The sequence below is a fragment of the Amycolatopsis japonica genome, assembly GCF_000732925.1.
Taxonomy (GTDB): Bacteria; Actinomycetota; Actinomycetes; order Mycobacteriales; family Pseudonocardiaceae; genus Amycolatopsis; species Amycolatopsis japonica.
On sequence record NZ_CP008953.1, the window covers coordinates 7,078,599 to 7,102,273 of the forward strand.

Annotated in this window: 24 protein-coding genes; 9 read left to right on the top strand and 15 right to left on the bottom strand. The window is 68.0% G+C overall.

What is annotated here, in order from left to right; translation table 11 throughout:
• Position 1 precedes the first annotated feature (1 nt).
• The 3 genes from AJAP_RS32535 to AJAP_RS32545 all read right to left on the bottom strand — a co-directional run bounded on the left by AJAP_RS32535 (position 2) and on the right by AJAP_RS32545 (position 4,216).
• On the bottom strand, positions 2–565 hold the full coding sequence (locus AJAP_RS32535) for a TetR/AcrR family transcriptional regulator (RefSeq protein WP_174492059.1): 564 nt from the start codon (positions 563–565) through the stop codon (positions 2–4).
• A gap of 407 nt (positions 566–972) precedes the next feature.
• The gene (locus AJAP_RS32540) at positions 973–1,539 is read right to left on the bottom strand and encodes an Rv1733c family protein (protein WP_038518650.1); all 567 of its coding nucleotides are present in this window, start codon (positions 1,537–1,539) and stop codon (positions 973–975) included.
• 100 nt (positions 1,540–1,639) lie between these two features.
• On the bottom strand, positions 1,640–4,216 hold the full coding sequence (locus AJAP_RS32545; RefSeq protein WP_038518652.1) for a sensor domain-containing protein: 2,577 nt from the start codon (positions 4,214–4,216) through the stop codon (positions 1,640–1,642).
• 134 nt (positions 4,217–4,350) lie between these two features.
• Between AJAP_RS32545 and AJAP_RS32550 the strand changes: the two genes are divergently transcribed.
• The 3 genes from AJAP_RS32550 (at position 4,351) to AJAP_RS32560 (ending at position 6,931) form a co-directional block, all read left to right on the top strand.
• Positions 4,351–5,502, top strand: coding sequence for a beta-ketoacyl synthase N-terminal-like domain-containing protein (locus AJAP_RS32550; RefSeq protein ID WP_038518654.1), 1,152 nt, complete (start codon positions 4,351–4,353; stop codon positions 5,500–5,502).
• 81 nt (positions 5,503–5,583) lie between these two features.
• Positions 5,584–6,249 (top strand): DUF998 domain-containing protein, encoded by a 666-nt coding sequence (locus AJAP_RS32555; RefSeq protein WP_038518655.1) that lies wholly within the window; start codon positions 5,584–5,586, stop codon positions 6,247–6,249.
• Positions 6,250–6,304: 55 nt separating this feature from the next.
• The gene (locus AJAP_RS32560) at positions 6,305–6,931 is read left to right on the top strand and encodes an AAA family ATPase (protein WP_038518657.1); all 627 of its coding nucleotides are present in this window, start codon (positions 6,305–6,307) and stop codon (positions 6,929–6,931) included.
• A 147-nt stretch (positions 6,932–7,078) separates the two neighbouring features.
• Here the strand turns inward: AJAP_RS32560 and AJAP_RS32565 are convergent, their stop codons facing one another.
• From AJAP_RS32565 to AJAP_RS44175, 5 genes are all read right to left on the bottom strand, one after another.
• Positions 7,079–8,233, bottom strand: a complete 1,155-nt coding sequence (locus tag AJAP_RS32565) for a 4-hydroxybenzoate 3-monooxygenase (protein ID WP_038518659.1) — start codon at positions 8,231–8,233, stop codon at positions 7,079–7,081.
• Positions 8,234–8,305: 72 nt separating this feature from the next.
• Positions 8,306–9,247, bottom strand: coding sequence for a DNA polymerase domain-containing protein (locus AJAP_RS32570; protein WP_038518660.1), 942 nt, complete (start codon positions 9,245–9,247; stop codon positions 8,306–8,308).
• Positions 9,248–9,324: 77 nt separating this feature from the next.
• Complete coding sequence (locus tag AJAP_RS32575; protein WP_016331699.1) at positions 9,325–9,840, bottom strand: lytic polysaccharide monooxygenase auxiliary activity family 9 protein; 516 nt, start codon at positions 9,838–9,840, stop codon at positions 9,325–9,327.
• A 212-nt stretch (positions 9,841–10,052) separates the two neighbouring features.
• Positions 10,053–12,653, bottom strand: a complete 2,601-nt coding sequence (locus AJAP_RS32580) for a CHAT domain-containing protein (protein ID WP_051972669.1) — start codon at positions 12,651–12,653, stop codon at positions 10,053–10,055.
• Positions 12,654–12,757: 104 nt separating this feature from the next.
• Complete coding sequence (locus AJAP_RS44175) at positions 12,758–12,931, bottom strand: hypothetical protein (protein ID WP_158509814.1); 174 nt, start codon at positions 12,929–12,931, stop codon at positions 12,758–12,760.
• A gap of 367 nt (positions 12,932–13,298) precedes the next feature.
• Between AJAP_RS44175 and AJAP_RS32585 the strand changes: the two genes are divergently transcribed.
• Positions 13,299–13,931 carry a hypothetical protein gene (locus AJAP_RS32585; RefSeq protein WP_038518662.1) on the top strand — a complete coding sequence of 211 codons (633 nt, stop codon included), beginning with the start codon at positions 13,299–13,301 and terminating at the stop codon, positions 13,929–13,931.
• Positions 13,932–13,968: 37 nt separating this feature from the next.
• Positions 13,969–14,271: a hypothetical protein gene (locus AJAP_RS32590; protein ID WP_228694684.1), complete on the top strand. Its 303-nt coding sequence runs from the start codon at positions 13,969–13,971 to the stop codon at positions 14,269–14,271.
• A 39-nt stretch (positions 14,272–14,310) separates the two neighbouring features.
• On the opposite strand, the gene AJAP_RS32595 is transcribed toward AJAP_RS32590, so the two are convergent.
• Positions 14,311–14,769: a membrane protein gene (locus tag AJAP_RS32595; RefSeq protein ID WP_038518666.1), complete on the bottom strand. Its 459-nt coding sequence runs from the start codon at positions 14,767–14,769 to the stop codon at positions 14,311–14,313.
• Between the two features lie 155 nt (positions 14,770–14,924).
• Here AJAP_RS32595 and AJAP_RS32600 point away from each other — a divergent pair, with 155 nt between their 5' ends.
• Both AJAP_RS32600 and AJAP_RS32605 read left to right on the top strand, forming a co-directional pair.
• Positions 14,925–15,821, top strand: coding sequence for an ABC transporter ATP-binding protein (locus AJAP_RS32600; protein ID WP_038524329.1), 897 nt, complete (start codon positions 14,925–14,927; stop codon positions 15,819–15,821).
• On the top strand, positions 15,811–16,635 hold the full coding sequence (locus AJAP_RS32605; protein ID WP_038518668.1) for an ABC transporter permease: 825 nt from the start codon (positions 15,811–15,813) through the stop codon (positions 16,633–16,635). The genes AJAP_RS32600 and AJAP_RS32605 overlap by 11 nt, the downstream gene beginning before the upstream one ends.
• A 59-nt stretch (positions 16,636–16,694) precedes the next feature.
• Here the strand turns inward: AJAP_RS32605 and AJAP_RS32610 are convergent, their stop codons facing one another.
• From AJAP_RS32610 to AJAP_RS32620, 3 genes are all read right to left on the bottom strand, one after another.
• Positions 16,695–17,552 (bottom strand): oxidoreductase, encoded by an 858-nt coding sequence (locus AJAP_RS32610; RefSeq protein ID WP_038518671.1) that lies wholly within the window; start codon positions 17,550–17,552, stop codon positions 16,695–16,697.
• A gap of 86 nt (positions 17,553–17,638) precedes the next feature.
• Positions 17,639–18,307 (bottom strand): TetR/AcrR family transcriptional regulator, encoded by a 669-nt coding sequence (locus AJAP_RS32615; RefSeq protein ID WP_038518672.1) that lies wholly within the window; start codon positions 18,305–18,307, stop codon positions 17,639–17,641.
• Positions 18,308–18,336: 29 nt separating this feature from the next.
• A complete protein-coding gene (locus tag AJAP_RS32620) occupies positions 18,337–18,750 on the bottom strand; it encodes a PGPGW domain-containing protein (RefSeq protein WP_038518674.1) in 414 nt (137 codons plus the stop codon).
• Between the two features lie 128 nt (positions 18,751–18,878).
• Between AJAP_RS32620 and AJAP_RS32625 the strand changes: the two genes are divergently transcribed.
• Positions 18,879–19,220: a YciI family protein gene (locus AJAP_RS32625; RefSeq protein ID WP_038518676.1), complete on the top strand. Its 342-nt coding sequence runs from the start codon at positions 18,879–18,881 to the stop codon at positions 19,218–19,220.
• Between the two features lie 255 nt (positions 19,221–19,475).
• On the opposite strand, the gene AJAP_RS32630 is transcribed toward AJAP_RS32625, so the two are convergent.
• Complete coding sequence (locus tag AJAP_RS32630) at positions 19,476–20,057, bottom strand: FMN reductase (protein WP_038518678.1); 582 nt, start codon at positions 20,055–20,057, stop codon at positions 19,476–19,478.
• Positions 20,054–21,127: an LLM class flavin-dependent oxidoreductase gene (locus AJAP_RS32635; RefSeq protein ID WP_038518680.1), complete on the bottom strand. Its 1,074-nt coding sequence runs from the start codon at positions 21,125–21,127 to the stop codon at positions 20,054–20,056. Before AJAP_RS32635 ends, AJAP_RS32630 begins: the two co-directional genes overlap by 4 nt.
• Before the next feature lie 135 nt (positions 21,128–21,262).
• On the opposite strand from AJAP_RS32635, the gene AJAP_RS32640 reads away from it, so the two are divergent.
• Positions 21,263–22,687, top strand: coding sequence for a glycoside hydrolase family 76 protein (locus AJAP_RS32640; RefSeq protein ID WP_038518682.1), 1,425 nt, complete (start codon positions 21,263–21,265; stop codon positions 22,685–22,687).
• Here AJAP_RS32640 and AJAP_RS32645 read toward each other — a convergent pair.
• Positions 22,671–23,564 carry a hypothetical protein gene (locus AJAP_RS32645; protein WP_228694686.1) on the bottom strand — a complete coding sequence of 298 codons (894 nt, stop codon included), beginning with the start codon at positions 23,562–23,564 and terminating at the stop codon, positions 22,671–22,673. The two genes, AJAP_RS32640 and AJAP_RS32645, sit on opposite strands and share 17 nt — an antisense overlap.
• Between the last annotated feature and the right edge of the window lie 111 nt (positions 23,565–23,675).

The following is a 23,675-nucleotide window of genomic DNA, read 5'->3' on the forward strand; positions in this document are numbered from 1 at the left end:
GTCAGTTCTCCTTGGTGGTCAGCAGGCCGAGGGCGCCGTCGACGGCTTTCGCGAACACGTCCGGGGAGTCTGCGGCGCGGGCGAGGATGTAGCCGCCCTGCAGCACCGCGACCAGCGCGGTCGCCGTGGTGAGCGGGTCGAGTGCCTGGTCGAGCTCACCGGCCGCGCGCCCCTCTTCGAGCAACTCGGCGAGGCGCCCGGTGAGCCAGCCGAAGTACTCCTCGACCGGCCTTCGCAGCTCCGCGTCGGCCATCACGTCGGGGTCCTGGGCGAGCCTGCCGACCGGGCAACCCTTGAGCACGGTGCGCTCGCGGCGCAGGTAGACGGTGATGCGCTCGACGACCGAACCGGGCCCGGAGAACTCGGCCTCCGCCTTGGCGCGCAGGTCGTCGGCGCTGCGGCCGATCGCGGCGAGCGCGAGTTCGGACTTGCCCTGGAAGTGGTGGTACATGCTGCCCTGGCCGGCGCCGGAGCGCTCCTGGATCGCCTTCGGGCTGGTGCCGACGTACCCGCGCTCCCACAGAAGCTCGCGAGTGCTCTCGATGAGCCGTTCCCTCTTGTCCACTTCTTGACCGTACATACTAGTAGGTACAGAGACAAGCCACGCGCGTGGGAGCAAGGGACCTTTGCTACCACTTTGACGCTTCCCCGCAGGTCAGCGCCCACTTTCCGCATTTAGAGGACTAAACGCGCGGGCTCACGCGCTCCGCGATGGCCGCCGGTCCGTGAAGGCCTCCTTCACTACCCTCAAAGTAGGGAAGGAGGCCTTCACGGACCGCCAAATCACCACATACGCCACAGAACCCTCAGGCCTCACAGCCAGCGCGCGTGAAGGCCCCTTCCCTCGGCTCAGCCGAGGAAACTCGACCTTCACACCTTCCCCAAGTACATGAAGGCCTCCTTGAGGGACCCTGGGTCCCTCAAGGAGGCCTTCACGGACCGCAGGCATTCAGAGGACTAAACGCCCAGGCCTCAAGAACGCGAGTCCTGCCCGAACCGCTCCCACTCCCGGTCCCAAGCCGCCCACCGCGCCCGGTTCAGCAGGTGCCGCGCGAGCAGATACCCCGCCGCCAGCAGCGTCACCGCGCCCAGCCACACCCCCACCCCGACACCGATCCCCGTGCTGGCCGCGTCCAGCGGCGTCACCGGCGGCTCGACGACGGCACCGGAATCGTCGAGCCACACGATCACCGGGTCCCCCGCCGAAGCGCCGAGGTCCGAAGCGACACGCGCCTCCTGAAACCGACCATCCGGCAACGCCCACCGCGCCGCGACCGGAGCCGTCTCCACGGAGGGCGTCCCATCGACACCGACGCGCGCCGGCGGAGCGTCTTCGAGGAGGAACGCGGTCGTCGAGTGACGCGAAGCCGTCTCAAGAGCCGAGCGCGCCATCATGGTCGCGTAGGCCTCCGAGCCCGCCGCCGCGGCCAGCGGCACACCGAGCAGCGCGATCAGGACGCAGGCGATCAAGATCGCCGCCTCGACCCGGTCCCAGCCGCGGCCGAGGTGGATCCGGCGCCACAGGTACACAAGCGACACGACGGACCTCCTTCACCGGTAAGCCTGCGCCGGGAAGAGCCGTCACGACAGGAGGCTTTGGTCCCGCATCAAAGGACCACGCACGCGGCGAGCGTCCGGTTCACCGCACAACGTGTTCGTACGCGGGTTTCAGGTCTTCGACCCGGCCCGGCGGAGCCACCAGAGGCCCCTTCGCCCAATCGCAACCGAGTTCGTGCAGCACCTCGAGTTGCCGCGCGGTCTCGACGCCTTCCGCGACGACCATCAGGTCGACGGCGTGCGCCATCGCCATGATCCCGGCGACGATCGGTTCGGCGTCGCTCGATCGCCCGAGGTCGGCCACGAACGACCGGTCGATCTCGATCACGCTCAGATCGAGCCTGCACAGCTGCGCGAGCGAGGAGTACCCGGCGCCGAACCGTTCCGCGGTCACCCGCACCCCGGTCTTCCGCAGCGCGTCGACGGCGTCGGCCGCGTCCTTCAGCGCCGTCTCGTCGACGTCGAGACTCAGGTCCTGCGGCCCAAGACCTGCACTCTCCAGTGTTGTCTGAACCACTTGCAGCAACGTGGGATCGCCCAGTTGGCGGACCGAAAGGCTCACATTCACATTACAGTGCACACCATGATCGGCACGCCATCGAGAGATCTCGCAGGCGGCCTTGGCGAGAACCTCCGCCCCGATGACCGTCAAAAGATCGCCGTCGTCGGCGAGCTCGGCCAATTCCGCCGGATCGATCGGCCCGCGAACGGGATGGTCCCAACAGGACTTCGCCTTCACCGCGACCATCTCACCGGTCCGCAAATCGACGACGGGCTGATAAACGGTCTCGACCAGCCCTTCCGCGACGGCGTTCCGCAGATCCTGTTCCAGCGCGAAACGGTCCCGCACTCGTTTCCGCATGATCGGCGCATAGAACGCGTAACGACCGGGGCCGAAAGTTTTCGCCTGATACATCGCCAAATCGGCGTCTTCCAGCAATTCGTCGGCGGTGCGTCGATCGCCCGGTTCGGCGATCACTATTCCAATGCTCGTATTGATATGCAGTTCTCGGCCGTGCACCGTGAGCGATTCGGCGAGCCGCCGCTGGAGATGATCGGCCAGCGCCCGCACCTCGGCGGCTTCGGTATAACCGGTGGTGATGACCAGGAACTCGTCCCCGCCGAGCCGTCCGACCAGGTCCGAAGGCCCGGCGGCGGCCCGCAGCCGGTCGCCGATGATGCGCAGCACCTGGTCGCCGACGGTATGACCGAGCGAATCGTTGATGATCTTGAACTTGTCGAGGTCGATGAACATCACGGTGGTCGTGGCCGCCGGGTCGGCGATCGTCCGGCGCAGGTGGTTCAGCGCGTACGTGCGGTTCGCGAGCCTGGTCAGCGGGTCGTGGGTGGCCTCGTAGGCCAGCCGTTCGCTGATCGCCCGCCGTTCGGTGATGTCGGCGAAGGACGTCAGCACCGAGGGCACGCTCTGGCCGGGCGCCATCAGCGGGCCGGAGGTCAGCGAAAGCCATCGGTGCGCGCCGTCGCGCCGCCGCACCTGCACGACCCGCCCGGTCTCGACCTTCCCGGACCGGCGCACCCGCGCGGACGGCAGATCGTCGACGGGCACCGGAACGCCCTGTTCGTCGTGCAGCCGCAGCGTCCGGCTCTCCAGGCCGACCAGGGATCCCGACGGCACGCCGGCGATCCGGTGCGCCGCGGAGTTCGCCAGCTCGATCCGTCCGCCGGGGCCGACCAGCAGCACCCCCTCGTCGAGCGTCTCGACGACGGTGGCGAATTCGGCCTCGGCCCGGCGCTGCGCGGTCTCGTCGGCGCACAGCAGCACGTAACCGTCGAACATCTCGGCCGCGGAGACACGCACCGCCAGCGCCGTGCCGTCGGCGCTGTAATGCGTCGCCTGCACGACACCACCCGCCGCGACGACCTCCCGCGGGCTCATCGGCGCGCCGACGACCTCGGCCACCGGCACCCCGATGACCTGGTCGAGGTCGTGCCCGTAGACGGCCTCGGCCGCCGGGTTCCAGCTCGTGACCAGCCCGTCGGGCGACGTCGCGATGATCGCGTCGCTCGCGTGGCCGACCAGCGCCGCCTGGAACCGCAGGCCCGACTCGGCCGCCTTCTGCGTGGTCAGATCGCGCATGATCACCTGGTACGCGGGCTTGCCCTCCCAGGTGGTGAGCACCGCCTGGGATTCGACGGCGACGCTACGGCCTTGAAGGGTCCGCAAGGTCATCTCGGTCGGTTCGCTGAACGAGCCGGGCGAGGCCAGCGAACCGATCCGCGCCAGCAGCGCGTCCTGCGAACCCGCGTCGACCAGATCCGTGATGTGCATCCCGATGATCTCGGTCGACACCTTCGCGCCGACGAAGCGCATGGTGGCCGAGTTCACGAACACGACTTTGCCCCGCTGATGGACACAGATCCCGTACGGGCTCGCCTCCACCATCGTGAGATATTGCGTCCCCAAAGTCCCGCTGTCGGAATTTTGCTCCAAAAGGCGGTACCCCTGGCCGAGAAAAGCGAGCGCGGGTTCGCCGCGCCGATCCCTCTCGGCGGACAACTCGGTCAGCAGACGGACGAGCGACGCGTGCCGGTCGGTTTTTCCCACCGTGCGGGTCGCGGTGCCGTTCGCTGGCGAGGAATCCTGATCCGAGGGCCGGTGGGTGTCGGGAGTCCCACCGTCGAGATCGTCAGGATCCATCTGATCCAAACCCCCTACTCGACTGATGTAGCTTCCGATTAGATCACTAAATCGACGTAGCCGTCCTCCCCGGACAGCTGATCGGTGCGGCTATTCCACCCCAGCGTTGACTGAATGTAGTTGAAGGGAAACACGTGCGGAGCAAAACAGACATCTGCGGCATCGGCGCCGTAACCGCCTACGGCTGGGGGCGCGAATCACTCTGGGAGGGCCTGGCGAGCGGCGTCCCCTGCGCCCAATTCACCGACGGCTTCGGGGAGACCCCGGATCTGCCCGGTTGGGTCGCGCATATCGCCGAGGGCGGCAAGGCGAGGGACGGCAGCCTGCACGCGCGCGCCCTGCTCGCCGCGGCACGGGAGGCGATCGAAGACGCCGGCTCGCGAGGCTGGACGCCGGGACGCCGGGTCGGGGTGATCTCCGGCGGCGTCCGTGAGGACCTGCGCACCTGGGACAGGCTCACCGAACTCGGCGAGCAGCTCATGTACCGGCGCGAGTTCATCGGCATGATGCCCTCGACCCCGATCGCCACGCTGATGTCGGAGTTCGGCTTCCACGGCCCCTCCATGGCCACGTCCGCGATGTGCGCGACCGGCAGCGCCGCCGTGCTCACCGCGAAGATGTGGCTGGACGCGGACATGGCCGACGACGTCGTCGTGGTCACCACCGATCTGTCCGCCACCAGGCCGATGGTGCGCAACTTCGTGCACTGCGGGGTGGCGATCACCGACGTGCCCCCGCTCGAGGCCTGCCGCCCTTTCCAAGAGGGCACAAAGGGTTTCACCTTCTCCGAGGCCGCGGTCGCGGTCGTGCTGACCCAGCGGAAGACCGATTCGTACGCGACGCTGCGAGGCGGCGCGATGACGCACGAAGCGCACAACGCGATGGCGCTCGACCCTGATTCGACGAGCGCGATCGAGGCGGTGACCGGCGCGCTGGAGAACGCGGCCGCCGCACCGTCGGACGTCCGCTACCTGAACGCGCACGGCACCGGCACGAAACTCTGCCACCGCACGGAATCCCAGATCCTCGAAGCGGTCTTCCCCCACGAGACCGGGATCTACTCGATCAAACCGCTGACCGGGCACAGCCAGTCGGGCAGCGCGCTGACCGAGATCGCGGCGATCTGCCTCGCGGCCGAGCGGGATCTGGTGCCGGCACCGAAACCGGTGGCGGACGGGCATCCACAGCTGCTGGACGGACCGTCCCGCCCGGAAAGCGGGCTCACCGTCAAGACGTCGATCGGGATGGGCGGGTACGTCGCGGCTGTCGTACTGGAAACCCCCTAGCGAGCAATTCGATAACACACGGTCTCAACGTCGTCACGAGCTGTCATTATCTAGCGACAAGCTCTGAGCACGGAGGCGACCATGAGCCCGCGAACGGCATCCGACAATCTCGTCCACAACTACCTGTTCTTGCGGCGCGCCATAGGTTTCCTCGGGATCGGGCTGCCCTTCGTACTGGTCTTCGGGAAGCTGGTCGTCGACGGTGGCGGCCTGCTCAATTCGATCAGCGGCTACTACTACTCGGGAATGCGTGACGTCTGGGTCGGCGTCATGTGCGCCATCGGCGTCTTCCTGTTGTCCTACCGGGGTTACGGCCGGGTCGACGACATCGCCGGGAACATCGCGGCGGTGGCCGCCGTCGGGGTGGCGCTCTTCCCCACGACACCGGCGAACGGCGACCGCTCGGACGAGATCATCGGGCTGCTGCACCTCGGCTTCGCCGCGGTCTTCTTCCTCACCTTGGCGTTCTTCTGCATCGTGCTGTTCACCAAGTCGGACAAGGAGATCCCCGGCGCCCGCAAACCCGAACGGAACCGGCTGTACGTCGCGTCGGGCGTGATCATGCTGGTGTGCCTGGCGTTGATCGTGCTCTGCGGGCTGGTGTTCGACGACCTGACGAAGGACCTCTACCCGGCGCTGTGGCTGGAGTCGGTGGCGATCCTCGCGTTCGGTGTCGCCTGGCTCACCAAGGGCGGGACGCTGCTGCCGGACAAGACCGCGCTCCCGGGAACGCGCGTGACGGCCTGACCTGTGCCGATCAAGGTAAAGGAACCTTTATCCTCGGCCGGGTCGTTGAGGCCGTATGACCGATCGCATCGCACTCCGGCTCGGCCGTCGCGACCTGCTGGTGGTGGCGGGGATCCCCGGGGCGGGCAAGACCACCCTGCTGTCCCGGGCGGCGACCGGCGCGCTACCGGTACTCGATTCCGACCAGGTCCGCGCGCGGCTGCGTGAACGGCTGCCGCCCGCGCTGCCGTACCGGATCTACCGGCCGCTGGTCCACGTCTGGCATCGCGCGCGGGTCGTCCGCTCCGCGCTGGCGGACGGCGGCCCGCTCGTCGTGCACGAACCGTCGACCAGGGCCACGACTCGCGGCCTGCTGGCCCTGCTCGGCCTGCTGAGCCGACGTCCGGTCCGGTTGCTGTGGCTCGACGTGGCCCCGGAAGACGCCCGCGCGGGCCAAGTCGCGCGCGGGCGGGTCATCCGGCGGCATTCGTTCGCCCGCCACGTCAAAAGGGCCGAGAAGGTCCGCCGCGCCCTGCGTGAAGGCTGGGTCCCGGCGGGCTGGCACAGCGCGCGGATGGTGACCCGCGAGGTCACCGGCGCGCTGCGCTTCGTCACCGAGGAGGAGCCGGGGAGACACCGCTCAGGCGACGTCCGGCTCCTCCGCGTCGAGCGCCCCGCCGCACACACAGTCCGCGCGGGCTAGCGGTTCCGGCTCGGGTTCGTCCGCGGGGCCGGGACAGTTCGGGTGCGGGTTCGGCGGCGTCCAGCGGATGCGTACCGGCATCGTCGTTCGTCCTTTCACTCCGCGAAATCCTCTTTCCCCGGAATACGGACGCGACGGACGTCCGGTTCAGATACCCACGTAGTTTTCGGCGAAGAAGTCTTGGTGCGCACGGGAAACCCGCAGGCTCTCCAGCCGTGCGTCCCGCAGTGCCCGCTGGAAGACGGCCTCGTCGTCGTATCCCGCCGGGCCGTGCAGCAGATTGATCATCCAGAGCGAGAACTCCTGCGCACGCCAGATCCGCGGCAGGCAGTCGGCGGAATAGCGATCGAGCGCCGTCGTGTCGCTCTCGGTATGGGCTTCGATCAACGCGTGCGCGAGGATCTCGGCCTCCATCAGCGCGAGATTCGCGCCCTTCGCGGCGGCGGGACTGATGAGGCTCGCCGCGTCCCCCGCGAGGAACAGGTTCCCCCGCTGGATCGTGTCCATCACGCGCGAGGCCATGTCCACGATCCGGCGCTCGATGATGGCGCCGCGTTTGAGCTCGCCGTAGCGATCGGAGCGCATCCGCACGTGCAGTTCGTCCCAGATCCGTTCGTCTCCCCACTCGTCCGGATCCTCGCCGCGCGGGACTTCGAGGTAATAGCGCGTCACCGTCGGCGTCCTCGCCATATGCCCGGCGAATCCCCGTTCGTGGATCGCGTACCCGATCGCGGACATGCTCGGCGGCGCCTCGGCGAGGATCGCGAGCCACGAGATGTCGTGATCCCGCCGGAAGACCCGCGCGGGGACGGATTTCAGCGAAACACCGCGCCTGCCGTCGCAGCCGGCGATGTACTTGGCACGCAACAGAAGATCATCGGCGATGACCGTCGCGTCCATGCCCGACACCGACGAGACCTCGGTGCCGAACCTGATCTCCCCGCCGCGAGCGAGGAACTCGGCGATCAGGTCGGTGACCAGGAACTGTTGCGGGTAAACGGTGTGCACCTCGCCGTTCCCCAGTTCGCCGTACTTCAGCTCGAATTCGGCCTGATCATTGCGGAACGCGCAGGTGTCGTGCCTCGCGCCCTTCTCGATCAGCCCGGCGGCGAGCCCGTTCTCGGTGAGCACGCGGACACTGTTCGCGGCGAGAAATCCCGCCCTCGCCCGGTTTTCGACGTGCTCACGGCTTTGCCGCTCGAGGATCAAGCAGTCGATCCCGGCCGCCCGCAGCAGGTTCCCCAGCGTGAGCCCGGCCGGACCGGCCCCCACGATCACCACGTCGGCATCGATCTTTCCCACGAAAGCCCCCAGTACCTTCGCCCGCCCCCAGCGCGGTCCAAGGTACACAAAACACCGTGACGCCGTGGGCGTTCAGTCCTTCCGCTCGCGCGCCCTCGCCCGGCGTTTCCCCTCGTGCATCGCCACGACCCGCGCGATCGGGATCGTGTGCCCCTGTTCGACGAGGTCGGCGGGCAAGGTCTGCGGTTCCGGCATCGACTCGGCCCACGGATCCTTGCCGCCGAGGAGATCGAGCGCCGTGTGCACGGTGAAATCGGCGGGAACCACGTTTTCGAGGTCGTCCCAGGCCACCGGGAACGACACCGGCAGCCCCGGCCGCAGGCGCGGGCTGTACGCCGCCGCGACCGTGTTGCTACCCGCCCGCGTCGAATCGAGGTACACCTTGCCCTCGCGGTCTTCCACGATGTACGCGGTCGTCGCGACCGACGGATCGAGCCGCTCCGCGCGGGCGGCGAGCGCGCGGGTCGCGGCGAAGACGTCTTCGCCGCCTTGTCCCGGCACCAGCGGGACGAAGATGTGCACTCCCTTGGAACCGCTGGTCTTCACCGTCCCGACGAGGCCGGATTCGGCGAGCGCCTGGCGCACCAGCACGGCGGCCTTCACGACATGCGCGAAATCGTCACCGGCGGGCGGGTCCAGATCCAGCACGAGATGAGTGGGCCCCGCGTCGACGTCCGTGGTCATCAACGTCGGGTGATATTCGACGGCGCGCTGGTTCGCGAACCACAGCAGCGTGCGGCGGTCGTCGCAGAGCGCGTACGACACCTGCCGCTTCGACGTCTCCGCCCACATCCCGTACCGCTTCACCCAGTCGGGCGTGTACTTGGGCAGGTTCTTCTGCATGAACGGGTCCTGGCCGCGCAGGATCCGGATCACCGAAAGCGGCCTGTTCGCCAGCACCGGGACGAGGCGGTCCGCGACGGCGTCCAGATAGTCCACCAGGTCGCGTTTGGTCGCGCCCTCGAACAAGGGCTGGTCGAGATTGGTCAGCTTGACGCCGTCCCGTTCGCACATGGGACGAGCCTGACACAAAAGCCTCGTGAGTGGTAATGACGGTGGGAACCGTCATTACCACTCACGAGCGCCACTACTTAGCTGATGTTGGCGTCGATGCAGGCGTAGAACGCGTTCGCCGTGTCGTACACGTTCCAGCGGGCGAGGATCTTGTGCCGCCCGCTCTGCTGCAGGTTCACGCTGTGGGTGACCGTGGCACCCGGCTGCGCGCCACCGTCGTTGAAGCTGGCGACCTTGGCGCCGTCGACGAAGTACTCCCAAGTGCTGGTGCGGTGGCGAGCCGTCAGCGTCCACCGGAACGTGGTGGTACGGCCGAGGGAATGCACCTTCCAGCCCTTGCTGTCATCGTTGAGGTCCGCGAAACGGCCGACACCGCCGTTGCAGCTCATGAGACCCTTGGGGCCTTCGACACTTTGCGGTTCCCATTTGATGGAGCCACAGGAAACGGTGTTCTGGGCGCATTGCGCCTGCCTGCTCGCGGGCGAGGAAACGTAGCCGTGCGCGCTGGCGGTGCCCGCCGGGATCGCGACCAGGGCCGCCGGCACCATCGCCGCACCGGCCGCCAGGGTCAAAAGCCGTCGTTTGAAGCTCATGCCTACCCCTTTCCCAATCTCTACACCCACCGCGGACTCGAGATTCCTGGGTCACAGCGAGCGAAATACCAATGAAGGTGGGGACACATCCGCCGAAGCGCCGAGCCGGCGAATGTGGTCTAGACCATAATTGGTTCAGACGACTCGGTCAAGAGTAACCAACCGGGCACTTGGAGTCGTGAAGATCGAACAGGGGTTGTCAAGCCGGAGGATCAGCCCGCACCCAAACAGACGAACGGTCGCCGGAACGGATCAACGGCGATGGTGTCCGCCAGCGCGGTCGCCGGTCCGGCCCCTCCCGCGAGACCGCGGTGGTAATCGTCCATCGCGGCCGCCGCGGCCTCGTCACCGACTCGGCTCAACGGCGCGATCACCGTCCGCGAACCGCTCGCGAGCAACGCGCTGGCGAAACCGAGGACCTCGTCGCCGGGCCGGATCCGGTTCAGCGCCAATTCGCACGCCGCGAAGACGACCTGTGTCGGCGGCTGCGCCAACCCGGCCATCTCGTGCGCGAAGAGCGCGCCGTCGGCCAATTCCAGCCGGGAGAACAAGGCGTTCTCGGGCTCGTGCGCACCGTGTGCGGCGATGTGCGCGAGCTTCGCCCCGTCCAGCGCGCGCAAGACGGAGGACACGGTCGCCTCGGCACCGGCCAGCGTCCGCGCGGTCCGGTAATGCACGGCGAGTTTGTCCAGCTCACCACGCGTCCCGACAAGTCCGGGGCCCCGGACGAGAACGACCTTCCGCGCACGGGAGACGGTCGACCGCGCCGCCCCCAGCCAGGCCGTCGCCGACGGCGCGACGACGATCGGCCGCGACCGCAACGCCGGCAGCACTCCCCACGGGACGGCGAACAACGGACCGGTCGGCACGACGATCAGGCCGCGATCCCCGAGCAGCGCTTCGAGCGGCCGGATCAGCTGGGTGTCCAGCCGGTCGGCCTGTTTCCGCGCCGAACCGAGCACCGACTGGACCAACGGCGCCGGCAGGCGATCCGGCGCGAGGGCGTCGAGATCGACGTTCAGCATCCGCGCAGACTCCGCCGCCCGCTCGGCCGAACCGAGCCGCATCAGCTCGCACCGCCCGTCGACGACGACCATCGCCACCAGGTCGTCCCCCGACGACGCGAAACTCACCAACGCGCGTTCGCCCAGCTCCTCGGCGACCTCCGCGAGCCGCGCGACCGGCCGGGGCCTCCCCCAGCGACCCGTATGCCAGCCGAGCCGATGCGCCTCGCGCAACCGCTCGGCGTGCTTCGTCCGCAAGGCCGCCGTCGGATGCCCCTCGTGCTGCGCCTGATGGATCGCCTGATCGAGCCCTCGGACCTCGCCGACGCGCTCGGCGAGCTCCGGATCGGTCGCGACAACCGGTTCGTACCGGTAACTTTGCGCCCGGGTCCGCTCCGTCCAGCCGAACAACCGGGCCGCATCGGCCCGCTCCAGCACGATCTTGACGGCCAGATCCGCCAGCTCCCTGCCGTGCAGCGCCGTACCGGAAACCAGCTCGATACCGCCCATCCGGTCGCGGACGCGGTCGAGTTCGGTGAGCCCGGCCCGGATCTCCGCCAGCGCCTTGGTCTTGTCCCCCTCGGCCACCGCGAGTTCCGCACGGCAAAGCCTGCGCAGCATCCGGTAATCGACGGAAGTCAACCGCCCCGGCTGCGGAATCCGCGCGAGCAGCTCGGCGGCGCGTTTGCGTTTCCCCTTCCGCAGCTCGACCCGAACCGCCAGCATCCGCGCCAGCGCGGCCTGATCGGCGAGCCGCGGCATCGGCATCCCGTTCGCCGCCCGCAGCGCGCGCGAGGTCAGAGTGGGCGGGATTTCGTTGGTGCGCAAGGCTTCCTGCACGTCGGCGCGGAGGCCGACGATGGTCGCGTTGGCGACACAGGTCTGGCAGCCCCAGCGAAGCATCCTGCGACGGGCGGACGCGGCGTGGGAACGGGCGAGTTCGAGATCGTCACTCATCAAGGCCGCCGAGGCACGGAGCAGCTCCGCCCCGGCCAAATCCCTGGCGACGCTTCGTTGCTCCAGCATCCACGGAATTATTTCGTCGAGATGACCGCCGGCCTCGTCCGCGAGCCCAGCGGTGAGCAGGGCCCTGGCCTGTTCCTGCTTGAGCAACGGAGGCGTCATGGTCCCTAACTGCTGATAGATGCGCTCACTTTCCTCGTGGACGCGCAGCGCGGCCGGAACGTTCCCGACGCGCTGTTCGAGGATCCCGAGGTGCCGTCTCACCTCGGCGGCCTGTACTCGCAAGCCGTTCGAGTCCGCGATCTCGATTCCCTCGGAAAGGTCTGCCCGGGCCCGGCCGACTTCACCCAGCCGGGTATAGGCGAGCCCACGGGTGGCCAGCGTGTTCAGGAAGCCGTCGAGCAGCGGCAGCCGGTCGGTCGCCACTGCCAATCCGGCCCTCTTGTGTTCGAGCGAAGCGTCGAAAAAGACGATGCTTTCTTCGTTGCGCCCCGCCGACATGAGCAGAAGGGCGTAGTTGTGGTCGACGCGGCCGCTGAGGTCCGTCTTCAGCCATGGATCCGAGACTTCGTCGAGAAGTGGGCGGATCGCGTCGAGACCGGCAAGCCCCGCCGAGACCGCGCCACTGGTCTCCGAACCGACCGTCGCGATGGTCGACGCCAGCCGAATCCGGGCGACCAGCCACTCGTCACCGTGTTCCGCCGCCACGGGATGGATCGATTCGAGCAACGCCATCCCTCGGCGAAGCAGCCGGATCCCCTCGCGCTGACGTGCGGAACAAGCCGCTTCGAGCCCGGCTTGATGCAGGCCACGCGCTTTACGAATGACCTCGAGTTGATCGAGCATGGTGACAGCCACTGATCTATGAGAACACAGTCCGTAGCCGAATGAATCCCGCCCGCCGGGAAACACCCGGCGGGCGGGAAAAAGCCTTCAGCACAATCCGCGCCTCAGGGCACAGGCGGCGGAGTCTGGGCGCACCCACCAGTGCATTCCAGCAGCTTGTCGCGGTAGTGCTCGCAGTCCGGGCTGTGCTCGTGCTGCGGCAGTTCGGGCTTGGGCTGAGCCGGGTCGACCGGCTCCTCCTCGCCGATGGGGTCCTTGACGTCCGTAGGCGTCGACATTTGACGATCTCCTCCCCTGATGATCTTTTCTGTCGTACCAGGCAGCCCCATTACGGCGGCCCCCTCCGTTCGCAGGCCCTCTTCCTGCGAACGGGGCAATAGTGCCACAACGGAGCAGTGATCGGGAGTTTTTACCTACACTGAGTCATCGGCGGCACCCAATAGGGGGACGCTTGATTAGCGAGCCTCACGACCTCCTCCGCATGGCCGCACAGACGTCCGCGAAGTGGCCCAAGAGAGATCATTTCGCTGGGCCATCCGGCCTAAGATCCAAAACTTCTTGCGGCACAAGGGTTTCCGGCCGAGAAGGCGGGGAACTCACCGCCTGTCGGGGGATGACCGGCGAATATCCGGAGGAGAGATAACGATGCCCACGTGGTTGGTCATCATCATCGTCATCGCCGCGATCCTGGTGGTGGGAGCGGCCGCTTGGTTCGTCATCGAAGGACAACGCAGGCGGCGATTGCGAGAGACGTTCGGGCCCGAATACGACCGGGCCGTCAAGGAGCACGAAAGCCCGCGAGAAGCCGAACGTGAGCTTTCGTCGCGGGTGAAACGACATTCGGATCTCGACATCCGGCCGTTGCCCGAGACCACAAAGGACCGGTACGCGCAGGAATGGGCGCTGATCCAGGAACAGTTCGTCGACCGCCCGTCCGGCGCCGTCGTCGAGGCGGACCGGGTACTGGTCTCGTTGATGGCCGAGCGCGGCTACCCGACCGAGGGGTACGACCAGCAGCTCGCGGATCTGTCCGTCCGGCACGCGAACGCGTTGCGGCACTACCGCGCCGGGCACGACACGCTGGTGCGCCACCGGGAATCCGAAATGTCCACAGAGGACATGCGGGAAGCGATGAAGCACTACCGCGAAGTGTTCGAAGATCTGTTGACCGATGCCGGCGAAGGAGCGGAAAGCCATGGAAAGCAGGCCACTGGAAACCGAGGGAACGGAACGCGTCGCGGGGACGACGGAACGGCCCGACGAGGATCGGACCGCTGACGGCGACGCCGGCCGTCCCCTGGGCACCGAGGACCTGGTGGCCACCGATTCCCGGCGCACCACCGAAGACGACGCGCAGACGTTGTTCGAAAACGTCGACGTCGAGAGGTTCCGCGACAGCTGGCAAGGCATCCAGACGGCCTTTGTGGACGATCCGCGTCGAGCGGTCAAGGAGGCCGACGAACTCGTCGCGGTGGTGATCCAGAACCTGGCCACGACCTTCGCGGACCACAAGAAGGAACTGGAATCCGCGTGGAGCCAGGGCGAACCGGCCACCGAAGACCTCCGGATCGCGCTTCGCCGCTACCGGTCGTTCTTCAATCAGTTGCTGAGCGCCTGACCAAGAGCCTCGTGAGTGGTGATCCACTCACGAGGCTTTTCAGGCACCGGTGGTCGACCCGGGCCGTACGATCATCAGCACCGTCACCACGGCCCACAGCAGGTTGAACATCCCGGTGTACATCGCCACCCGCCCCGCGGTGACCGGCGCCGACGGCGGCTCCGCGTCCAGCGCGGCGAGGATCGCGTTCTGCCCGGGCAGCACCAGCAACGCCAGCACACCGGCGGCCGCGGCGGTCAGCACGATCGACACGATCACCCACGCGTCGCCGAAGACCCGCATGCTTCCCGCCGTCGCCAGCCCGAAGAACGGCACCGCGAGACCGAAAATCGCGTAGACGCGGCAGATCCGGTTGAGCGCGCGCAGCACCGACAGCCCGGAACCCGGTTCGGCGAAGGCTTTTCGCGCCGCGGCGGGGAACATGCTCGCCGCGACGGTGACCGGGCCGACCGCGATGACGGCGGCGAGCACGTGGAGGATCAAGAGGATTTTCGACACGCCACCGAGCCTATGATCATCGCCGAGGTGTCCGGTACCGGTGTTTTCGACAGATCTCGCAGGATTCCGGCCATCCGGCTACGTCCGGCGACGTACGCGAAGTGCCGCTCGTGAACGGATGTGGCGAAGTCCTCCCCGCGACACCATTCGTCACCATGAACCTTCCCGTGGACACAGACGAACTCACGAAACGGTACGGCGAACAACTCGCCGTCGACCGGATGAAACTGACCGTGCTGCCCGGCGAGATCTACGGATTCCTCGGCCCGAACGGCGCAGGCAAGACGACGACGTTGCGGATGCTGCTGGGCCTCGTCCGGCCCACCTCCGGCAGCGTCCGGCTGTTCGGCAGGCCGCCCGGTGACCTCGATGGGGTCGGCGCGCTGATCGAATCGCCGGGGTTCTACCCCTACCTCTCCGGCTCGGACAATCTCAAGGTATTGGCCCGCTACAGCGGAACGGATCCGCTCCGCGTCGGCGAAGTGCTCGCGATGGTCGACCTCGCCGATCGCGGCAAGGACCGGTACTCCACCTATTCGCTCGGCATGAGGCAGCGGCTCGGTGTCGCGGCGGCACTGCTGAAGGACCCGCGGCTGCTGATCCTCGACGAGCCGACCAACGGGCTCGACCCGGCCGGGATGGCCGACATGCGGGTGCTGATCCGGCGGCTCGGCGCGGAGGGCTGCACCGTGCTGCTGTCGAGCCATCTGCTGGGCGAGGTCCAGCAGATCTGCGACCGCGTCGGCGTCGTCTCCCGCGGGCGGCTGGTCGCGGAGAACACCGTCGCCGAACTCCGCGGCGGCACGGTGCTGCACATCGAGTCCGACGAGATCGTGCGTGCCGCCGATCTGGTGCGGCGCCGGATCGGCGCGGAGAACGTGCGCGAGAGCGGGACCGGGCTCGATCTGACCGTCGACCCGGAACGCGCGGCGTGGCTCAACCGCGAACTCGTCACGGAAGGGATCGCGGTCCGTGAACTGCACGTCCGCGAACGGGATCTGGAACAGGTCTTCTTCGAGCTCACCGGAGAGGTGGCAGGTCATGTGGGGTAGCTGCACCGCCGAGCTGGCGAAACTCGTCCGGCGTCCGGCGAACTGGTTCATGCTGGGGATCGCGGTCGTGCTCGGCCTGACGTTCACCTACCTGCTGCCGCTCGCGGGCGCGGCGGGTTCGTCGAGCGGAGCTCCCGGTACCGATCGCGGGCTGGCCGCGACCCTGCCGTCCAACCTGGTCGGCAACGCGATCGGCGGACTGCCGGTGTTCCTCGGGGCGATCCTGCTCGTGCTCGGGGTGCTGGCCGTCGGCACCGAATACGGCTGGAGCACCTGGAAGACCGTTCTGACGCAAGGACCTTCGCGACTGACCGTCTACAGTGGAAAGTTGTTCGCGCTGGCCGTCGCGTCGCTGACCGTCGTCGTGACGAGCTTCGCGACCGGCGCGATCACGAGCGCGCTGATCGCCTCTTCGGAAGGCGAGCCGATGAACTGGCCGTCGTTCGGATCACTGCTGACGGGGATCGGTGCCGGTTGGCTCATCGCGATGACCTGGGCGGCACTCGGCGCGGCGCTCGCCATCGCGATGCGTGGGGTCGCGCTACCGATCGGGCTCGGCCTGGTGTGGCTGCTGGTGGTGCAGAACCTGCTGTTCGGGGTCGCGGCCCCGCTGGTGGACTGGGTCGGCACGCTTCAGCTGGCGCTGCCGGGAGCCAACGCCGGTTCGCTGGCGGCGTCGCTCGGCGCTTCGGGCGCGACGCCGGGCGTCGGGGAACTCGTCAGCGCCTCTCAGGCGACGTTGGTGGTAGCCGGCTACCTGGTGGTCTTCGCCGGCCTCGGCGGCTGGCTGCTGCGGCGCCGGGATGTCCTCTGAAAGTCCGTGAAGGCCTCCTTCCCTACCCTCAAGGTAGTGAAGGAGGCCTTCACGGACGGCTAGGCGAGGGCGTCGAGGTCGACCAGGACGTCCGCGGGCAGCTCCAGGTCCGCGGCGGCGACGTTCTCCCGCAGGTGCGCGGGCGAGGACGTGCCCGGGATCAGCAGGATGTTCGGCGACCGCTGGAGCAGCCACGCGAGCGCGACCTGCATCGGCGTCGCGTCGACCCGGCGGGCACAGTCGTCGAGCACGCCGGACTGCAGCGGCGTGAACCCGCCGAGCGGGAAGTACGGCACGAACGGGATGTTGATGGCCGCGAGGGCGTCGAGGAGCCCGTCGTTGGCGCGGTTCGCGACGTTGTACTCGTTCTGCACGCAGACGACCGGCGCGATGGCGCGCGCTTCCTTGACCTGCTCCGCCGACACGTGGCTCAGGCCGAGGTGCCGGATCAGGCCCTGCTGCTGAAGCTCGGCGAGCACCTCGAACGGCTCCGTGATCGAGACCGGGATCGGGAAGACGCCGTGCTCCCCCGCGAGCCGCAGGTTGACCACGTCGAGCACGTCGAGGCCGAGGTTGCGCAGGTTGTCGTGGACCGCGGACGTCAGCTCCTCGCGCGAGAGCGCCGACGGCCAGCCCTTGTCCGGGGACCGCTTCGCGCCGACCTTCGTGACGATGTGCAGCTCGTCCGGGTACGGATGCAGGGCCTCGCGGATCAGCTCGTTGGTCGTGTGCGGACCGTAGAAGTCGCTCGTGTCGATGTGGGTCACGCCCAGCTCGACCGCCTCGCGGAGGACCGCGATCGCGGCGTCGCGGTCGCTCGGCGGGCCCCAGATGCCGGGGCCGGACAGCCGCATGGCGCCGTAGCCCATCCGGCTCACGGTGAGATCGCCGAGGGTGTGGGTGCCGCCTGGGCTCATGATCGCTCCTTGTACGAGTGGGTTCCGCTCACCTTAGGCAGGTTCTCGCCGACCGGCGCGTGCGGGAAGGGAGCAAGGGACCTTTGCTACCACTCGGGGCTCTGACCTGCGCGAACGACCAGGCCGACCAGCTGGTTCGCCAGCCCCTCGGTCAACCCGTCGACGAACATCGCGTGGCCGGTGGGCGCTCCGCGTTCGGCCAGGACCGTCGCCACGGCCTCTCCTGGGTTCGCGTAGGGCCACAGTCCCGCGACGAGGATGAAGACGGCCTTCGCGAAATAGCCGGCCGCTTCGGCGTCCAACGCGACTTGAGTGCGGACGATGTCGGCGAGCCGTTCGGTCCGTTCGCCGGCCCGCGTCTTGAACGTCCGCGCGGTCTCGACGGAGATGTTGCGTTCCAGCACGGCGGCCATCGTGCTGATCAGCTCGCAGAGCAGGCGCTGCCGCGAGATCGACGTCGCGATGACGGTGGCGACTCGCTCGTAGCCGGGGCCGTCGAGGGCGCTCAGCTCGCCTTCGAGTTCGTCGAGCCACGACACCCAGACCGAGTCCAAGACCTCCAGGAAAATCGCCTCACGGCTGTCGAAGTACCGCAGCACGTTCGACTTCGCCAGGCCCACCCGATCGCTCAGTTCCCGCAGGCTGATCCGGGAGACGGGCCGCTCGGCCAGGAGTTCGCGCGCCACGCCGAGGATCACCGCACGCCGGGCCTCGACCTGTTCCGGCCGCCGTGCGCGCTGGAAGTCGGGTGCCACGCGGCGCACGGTACCAGACCACCCGGCTGTTATTCGGCGTTCGCGGACCTCCGCGCCTGCACCCGCTTGTAGCTCCAGATCAGCAACGCGAACAGGATGAGCCCGGAAAGGATCAAACTCGATCCGCTGCTCCAGCCCGCGAGGGGCAATCCCGGCACCAGACCCCAGACGATCCCGGCGGCCAGCAGCCCCAGCCCCGCCAGCACCGAACCGGCGATGCGCAGCGGGGATGAAACGCTGTCCTCGGCCGCCTTCATCGCCCTGTCGCGGATCGGATCGACGTACTTTTCCACCGCGGGGAACTCCGAGGCCAGCACGAGCAGACCCGCGAGCACCAGCAGCAACCCGGGCCCGGGCAGCACGAGCAGCGCGATACCGACCGCCAGCAGGATGATGCCCGCGATCAGGATCAGGGCCTGCTTCACGGGTTTTCCGATGCCCACCGTCGTCTCCTCGCCGTCGTCCCTTTCCGTCGATTGTGCCGGTCGGGACGGGAAAGCGCTGGTCCTGACGGTCTGTTTCGGAGGAGACCGTTCGTCGGGGTGATGAACTGTTCGACCAAGGAGGACCGATGCGCTACATGTTGCTGATCTGCGGGACGCCGTTCCCCGGTGCGGACGACTGTGAAGACCCGCTGGACGAACGGACCCAGGAATGGGTCGACGAGATGACCGCTCGCGGAGTGCGGTTGTCCGGCAGCAGGCTCCGGTCGGCGGCCACCGCGACCACCGTGCGCCACCGCGACGGCGAACTGCTCGTCTCGGACGGGCCGTTCGCGGAGACGAAGGAACAGATCCTCGGCTACGACCTGATCGAGTGCGCCGATCTCGACGAGGCGATCGAGGTCGTGTCGAAGCATCCGGTCGCCAAGTTCGCGACCATCGAGATCCGGCCGGTCTGGCCGACCGCCTGAACGCGCCTTGTGACGTGGCCGTGGGTGTTTGCTGACCTGCGGGGCTTGGCCTCGTCCCGCCGCCGTAGTGGAGCCGATATCGGTGAGCGGGGAGGATTCGGGACGTCCAACGTCCCAAATCCTCCCCACTCGACCCGTGCCGCGGCGAGCGTCCGATGTCATCGAACTCCGAGACCCGCGCGCCCTTCGACGAACGGCCGAGCTGGCGAACCCCGAACGCGCCTCGTGAGCACAAAGAGAGCAAAGGTCCCTTGCTCACCCACCGGCCAGCAGCTGCTCGAACGGCACGAACCCGCTCTCCGGAGCCCCGGCCGGCGAATCCGAAGACAGCCGCGAGGCGAACTCCCGCCCCGCCCGCGACGCCCGCTTGTCGAGGTCGCCCGGAGACGCCCAGTCCGACGAAGCCGCGTACACCGCCGTCGCGACGGGCTCGGCGCGAAGGTAGGCGAAGAGCGGACGCAGCGCGAAGTCGAGCACCAGCGAGTGCCGTTCGGTCCCGCCGGTGGCACCGACCAGCACCGGCTTCCCGTCGAGCGCCTTCTGGTCCAGCACGTCGAAGAACGACTTGAACAGCCCGCTGTACGACGCGGTGAACACCGGTGTCACGGCGATCAGGCCGTCCGCGGTGGTCACCGTGTCGATGGCCGCCCGCAGGGCCGGGGAGGGGAACCCGGTCAGCATGTTCTTCGTGACGTCGACGGCCAGATCGCGGAGTTCGATCACCTCGATCTTCACGTCCGGCAGCGCGACGGAAACCGCCGCGGCGAGTTTGTCGGCGAGCAGCCGCGTCGAGGACGGCTGACTCAATCCCGCGGTGACGACAGCGATCGTGGTCATGCCAAGACCTCCAAACGAGAAGCGTGCGTAGGGGCTTCCGGAACGTGAGAAGGACGAAGCGAGTCGAGTTCCTTGCGCAGCACCGGGATCACGTGCTCGCCCAGCAGGTCGAGCTGTTCCAGCACGGTCTTCAGCGGCAAGCCGGCGTGGTCCATCAGGAACAGCTGACGCTGGTAGTCGCCGAAGTGCTCGCGGAAGCTCAGCGTCTTGTCGATCACCTCTTGCGGGCTGCCGACGGTCAGCGGCGTCTGCTCGGTGAACTCCTCCAGCGACGGCCCGTGCCCGTACACCGGCGCGTTGTCGAAGTACGGCCGGAACTCCCGCACCGCGTCCTGCGACTTGGGCCGCAGGAACACCTGTCCGCCCAGTCCGACGATGGCCTGGTCCGCCTTGCCGTGCCCGTAGTGCTCGTACCGCTCGCGGTAGAGGTCGATCAGCGCCTGGAAGTGCTCCTTCGGCCAGAAGATGTGGTTCGCGAAGAACCCGTCGCCGTAGTAGGCGGCCTGCTCCGCGATCTCCGGGCTGCGGATCGAGCCGTGCCAGACGAACGGCGGGACACCGTCGAGCGGCCGCGGCGTCGAGGTGAACTCCTGCAGCGGCGTCCGGAACTTGCCGGACCAGCTGACCACGTCCTCGCGCCACAACCGGTGCAGCAGGTGGTAGTTCTCGATGGCCAGCGGGATCCCCTGCCGGATGTCCTGCCCGAACCACGGGTACACCGGGCCGGTGTTGCCGCGTCCCATCATCAGGTCGACGCGGCCGTCGGCGAGGTGCTGCAGCATCGCGAAGTCTTCGGCGATCTTCACCGGGTCGTTCGTGGTGATCAGCGTGGTCGACGTGGAAAGGATGATCTTCGACGTCTGCGCGGCGATGTAGCCGAGCATCGTCGTCGGCGACGAAGGCACGAAGGGCGGGTTGTGGTGCTCGCCGGTCGCGAAGACGTCGAGACCGACCTCTTCGGCCTTGAGCGCGATCCGCACCATCGCCTTGATCCGCTCGTACTCGCTGGGCGCCTCCCCGGTGGTCGGGTCGGTCGTCACATCGCCCACCGTGAAGATTCCGAACTGCATGACCTGCTCCCTAGGCCGGGGTTACGTTGCTTGAGCGTTCAACTTCACGCACGCAAGAAGTATTCCAGACCATCGACGCGGGCTGAAAGGGTGACTTGATCGGCCCCGAAAGTGACCGCCCCCACACTCGAATCCATGTGGCTCACCTCCCTGCTTGTGACAACGTTGACATTCGCTCTCACGCCGGCCACCACCACTCCCGAACCCACCGTCGCGGCGACGATCTGCGCCAAGTACTGCGACAGCCGCGACCCCGCTTTGGCCGTCGGCGAAAGAAGACCCGGCACGGCGTCCGTCTGGGGCCGCGGCATCACGCTGCACCTCTCCGACGGCGACGACATGGGCTGGGGCGGCATCGCCAACGGAGACCCCGGCGACGAAGTCTGGCTCGACCGCTCCTTCGACGGCGGCCGCACCTGGGCGGCCGACAGCCGGATCGGCGACACGAAGGTCCCCGACGGCCAACGCGGCTGGCGCACCCTGATGTTCAACGTCGACGACCCCGCCACCCACCGCTTCGGCGCCCTGCGCGCCTGCGGAAAGGCCGGCAACCGGCCGGAAATCGCCTGCACGCCGTGGTTCCGCACCACGGTCGCCGCCAAGGACCGCACCGAAGCCGCGGCGACCGCGCTCATGCAGTTCTACGACAACGGCACGGGACTCTGGCAGACCACGGGCTGGTGGAACTCGGCGAACGCGCTCACCGCGATCCTCGACTACAGCACGCGAACCGGTTCGCAGAACTACCGCTACGCCATCGGAAACACCTTCGACCGCAACCGTGGCGACAACTTCACGAACGAATACATCGACGACACCGGCTGGTGGGCGCTCGCCTGGATCCGCGCCTACGACCTCACGAAGGACCGCCGCTACCTCGACACCGCCGTCATCGCGGCGGACTACATGTACTCCTACCGTGACGGGACCTGCGGCGGCGGACTCTGGTGGTCGACGGCGAAGACGTACAAGAACGCCGTCACCAACGAGCTGTACGTCAAGGTGGCCGCCTCACTGCACAACCGGATCCCCGGCGACACGCGTCAGCTCGCGCGGGCACGCGAGGTCTGGGACTGGTTCCGCGCGAGCGGCATGATCAACGGGAACGCCCTGATCAACGACGGCCTGAACGCCTCCTGCGCCAACAACGGCCAGGCCGTCTGGAGTTACAACCAGGGCATCGTCCTCGGCGCGCTCGTCGAACTGCGGCGCGCGACCGGTGACGCCACCCTGCTCACCACGGCCCGGCGGCTCGCGGACGCCTCCACCACGACGTCGCTCCTGCACTCGGACGGGATCCTGCGCGACCCGTGCGAATCCGGCGACTGCGGGGCCGACGGGCCGTCGTTCAAGGGCGCGTACGCCAGGGGCCTCGGCGAGCTCGACCGGGCGCTGGCGGGCAGGCCGTACCGCGCTTACCTGACGCGCCAAGCGAACTCGACGATCGCGAACAACCGCACGTCGCTCGATCAGCACGGCCTGCGCTGGGCGGGACCGGTCGACAAGATCGACGCCGCCCGTCAGCACAGCGCGCTGGAGGTCCTCACGGCAGCTCTCTGAACACCGGATCCGGGACGTGCAGCCAGGCGCGGACCTCGGTCTCCTTCTCGTGCACGAGCACCTGCCGGTAGCTCATCGTGTCGAGACCGGGGCCGCCCTGGTCCTGGACGTCCTCGTGGAACCGGTCCGACACGAGCACCACCACGGGCGACTCGCCCGGCGCTTCGGCGAGCGCGTCCCGCAGCACCCGCGAGTCCAGCAGCCGGGCGAGCAGCACCTTCGGCCGTCCCGTCACGCCGTACTCGTCGAGCGCGATCTCGCCGGCGTGGATCGCCACCCGGACCCGGATCCGCAGGGCGGGCTCGGTGCCGACGTTGTACCGGGCCAGTTCGGCGGCCAGCCGGGACACCAGCGGGTACACCAGGCGGAACTTCGGGAAATGCGGCGGGACCACGACGATCATGCCGTCCCCGGTGTCGCGCTTCAGACAGGCCTCCCAGGCGATCCCGCTGGCCTCGAAGGCGGTGGAGAGAACGCCGAAGAGCATCCGCCGGACCTGGACGAAGACCTCGCTGCTGCGGCCGACCTGCCCGAACCCGGAGATGTCGATCGAGAACAGCCCGCAGTGCATGCCGGACTCGACCCACGCCGTCGGCGGCGGGTAGAGGATCTTCTTCCGCAGCAGCGCGAGATGGACACAGGACACGGTGATCAACAGGATCGTGCCGAAGAACCACGAGAGGGCCATGACCGTCCCGACCGGGCCCTCCGTCTCCTCGAGGGAGAGCAGGTAGAGCAGCCCGTAGGAGACTCCGCCGTAGAGGAACACGTAGAGCACCACGAACGTGCGGCGCAGCCGGATCGCCGCGTGCACGAACGGCAGCGGCGCGAGCAGCCCGAGCGAGCCGATGACCACCACGAAATACCAGAGACTCACGACGCGTTGTGCGGTCGAGACGCGTGTGGGACCGGTTCCGACGGCCACCTTGTTCCCCCCGTCACCCTGTGACACCGGAAACGATAACGCCTCATCCGAGCCTTGAGGAAG

Excerpts from the sequence above, each read along its gene's own strand:
- AJAP_RS32545 (WP_038518652.1), bottom strand. The coding sequence starts at position 4,216 with ATGGATCCTGACGATCTCGACGGTGGGACTCCCGACACCCACCGGCCC.
- AJAP_RS32555 (WP_038518655.1), top strand. The coding sequence starts at position 5,584 with ATGAGCCCGCGAACGGCATCCGACAATCTCGTCCACAACTACCTGTTC.
- AJAP_RS32560 (WP_038518657.1), top strand. The coding sequence starts at position 6,305 with ATGACCGATCGCATCGCACTCCGGCTCGGCCGTCGCGACCTGCTGGTG.
- AJAP_RS32570 (WP_038518660.1), bottom strand. The coding sequence starts at position 9,247 with ATGTGCGAACGGGACGGCGTCAAGCTGACCAATCTCGACCAGCCCTTG.
- AJAP_RS32575 (WP_016331699.1), bottom strand. The coding sequence starts at position 9,840 with ATGAGCTTCAAACGACGGCTTTTGACCCTGGCGGCCGGTGCGGCGATG.
- AJAP_RS32580 (WP_051972669.1), bottom strand. The coding sequence starts at position 12,653 with ATGCTCGATCAACTCGAGGTCATTCGTAAAGCGCGTGGCCTGCATCAA.
- AJAP_RS44175 (WP_158509814.1), bottom strand. The coding sequence starts at position 12,931 with ATGTCGACGCCTACGGACGTCAAGGACCCCATCGGCGAGGAGGAGCCG.
- AJAP_RS32585 (WP_038518662.1), top strand. The coding sequence starts at position 13,299 with ATGCCCACGTGGTTGGTCATCATCATCGTCATCGCCGCGATCCTGGTG.
- AJAP_RS32600 (WP_038524329.1), top strand. The coding sequence starts at position 14,925 with ATGAACCTTCCCGTGGACACAGACGAACTCACGAAACGGTACGGCGAA.
- AJAP_RS32605 (WP_038518668.1), top strand. The coding sequence starts at position 15,811 with ATGTGGGGTAGCTGCACCGCCGAGCTGGCGAAACTCGTCCGGCGTCCG.
- AJAP_RS32610 (WP_038518671.1), bottom strand. The coding sequence starts at position 17,552 with ATGAGCCCAGGCGGCACCCACACCCTCGGCGATCTCACCGTGAGCCGG.
- AJAP_RS32625 (WP_038518676.1), top strand. The coding sequence starts at position 18,879 with ATGCGCTACATGTTGCTGATCTGCGGGACGCCGTTCCCCGGTGCGGAC.
- AJAP_RS32630 (WP_038518678.1), bottom strand. The coding sequence starts at position 20,057 with ATGACCACGATCGCTGTCGTCACCGCGGGATTGAGTCAGCCGTCCTCG.
- AJAP_RS32635 (WP_038518680.1), bottom strand. The coding sequence starts at position 21,127 with ATGCAGTTCGGAATCTTCACGGTGGGCGATGTGACGACCGACCCGACC.
- AJAP_RS32640 (WP_038518682.1), top strand. The coding sequence starts at position 21,263 with ATGTGGCTCACCTCCCTGCTTGTGACAACGTTGACATTCGCTCTCACG.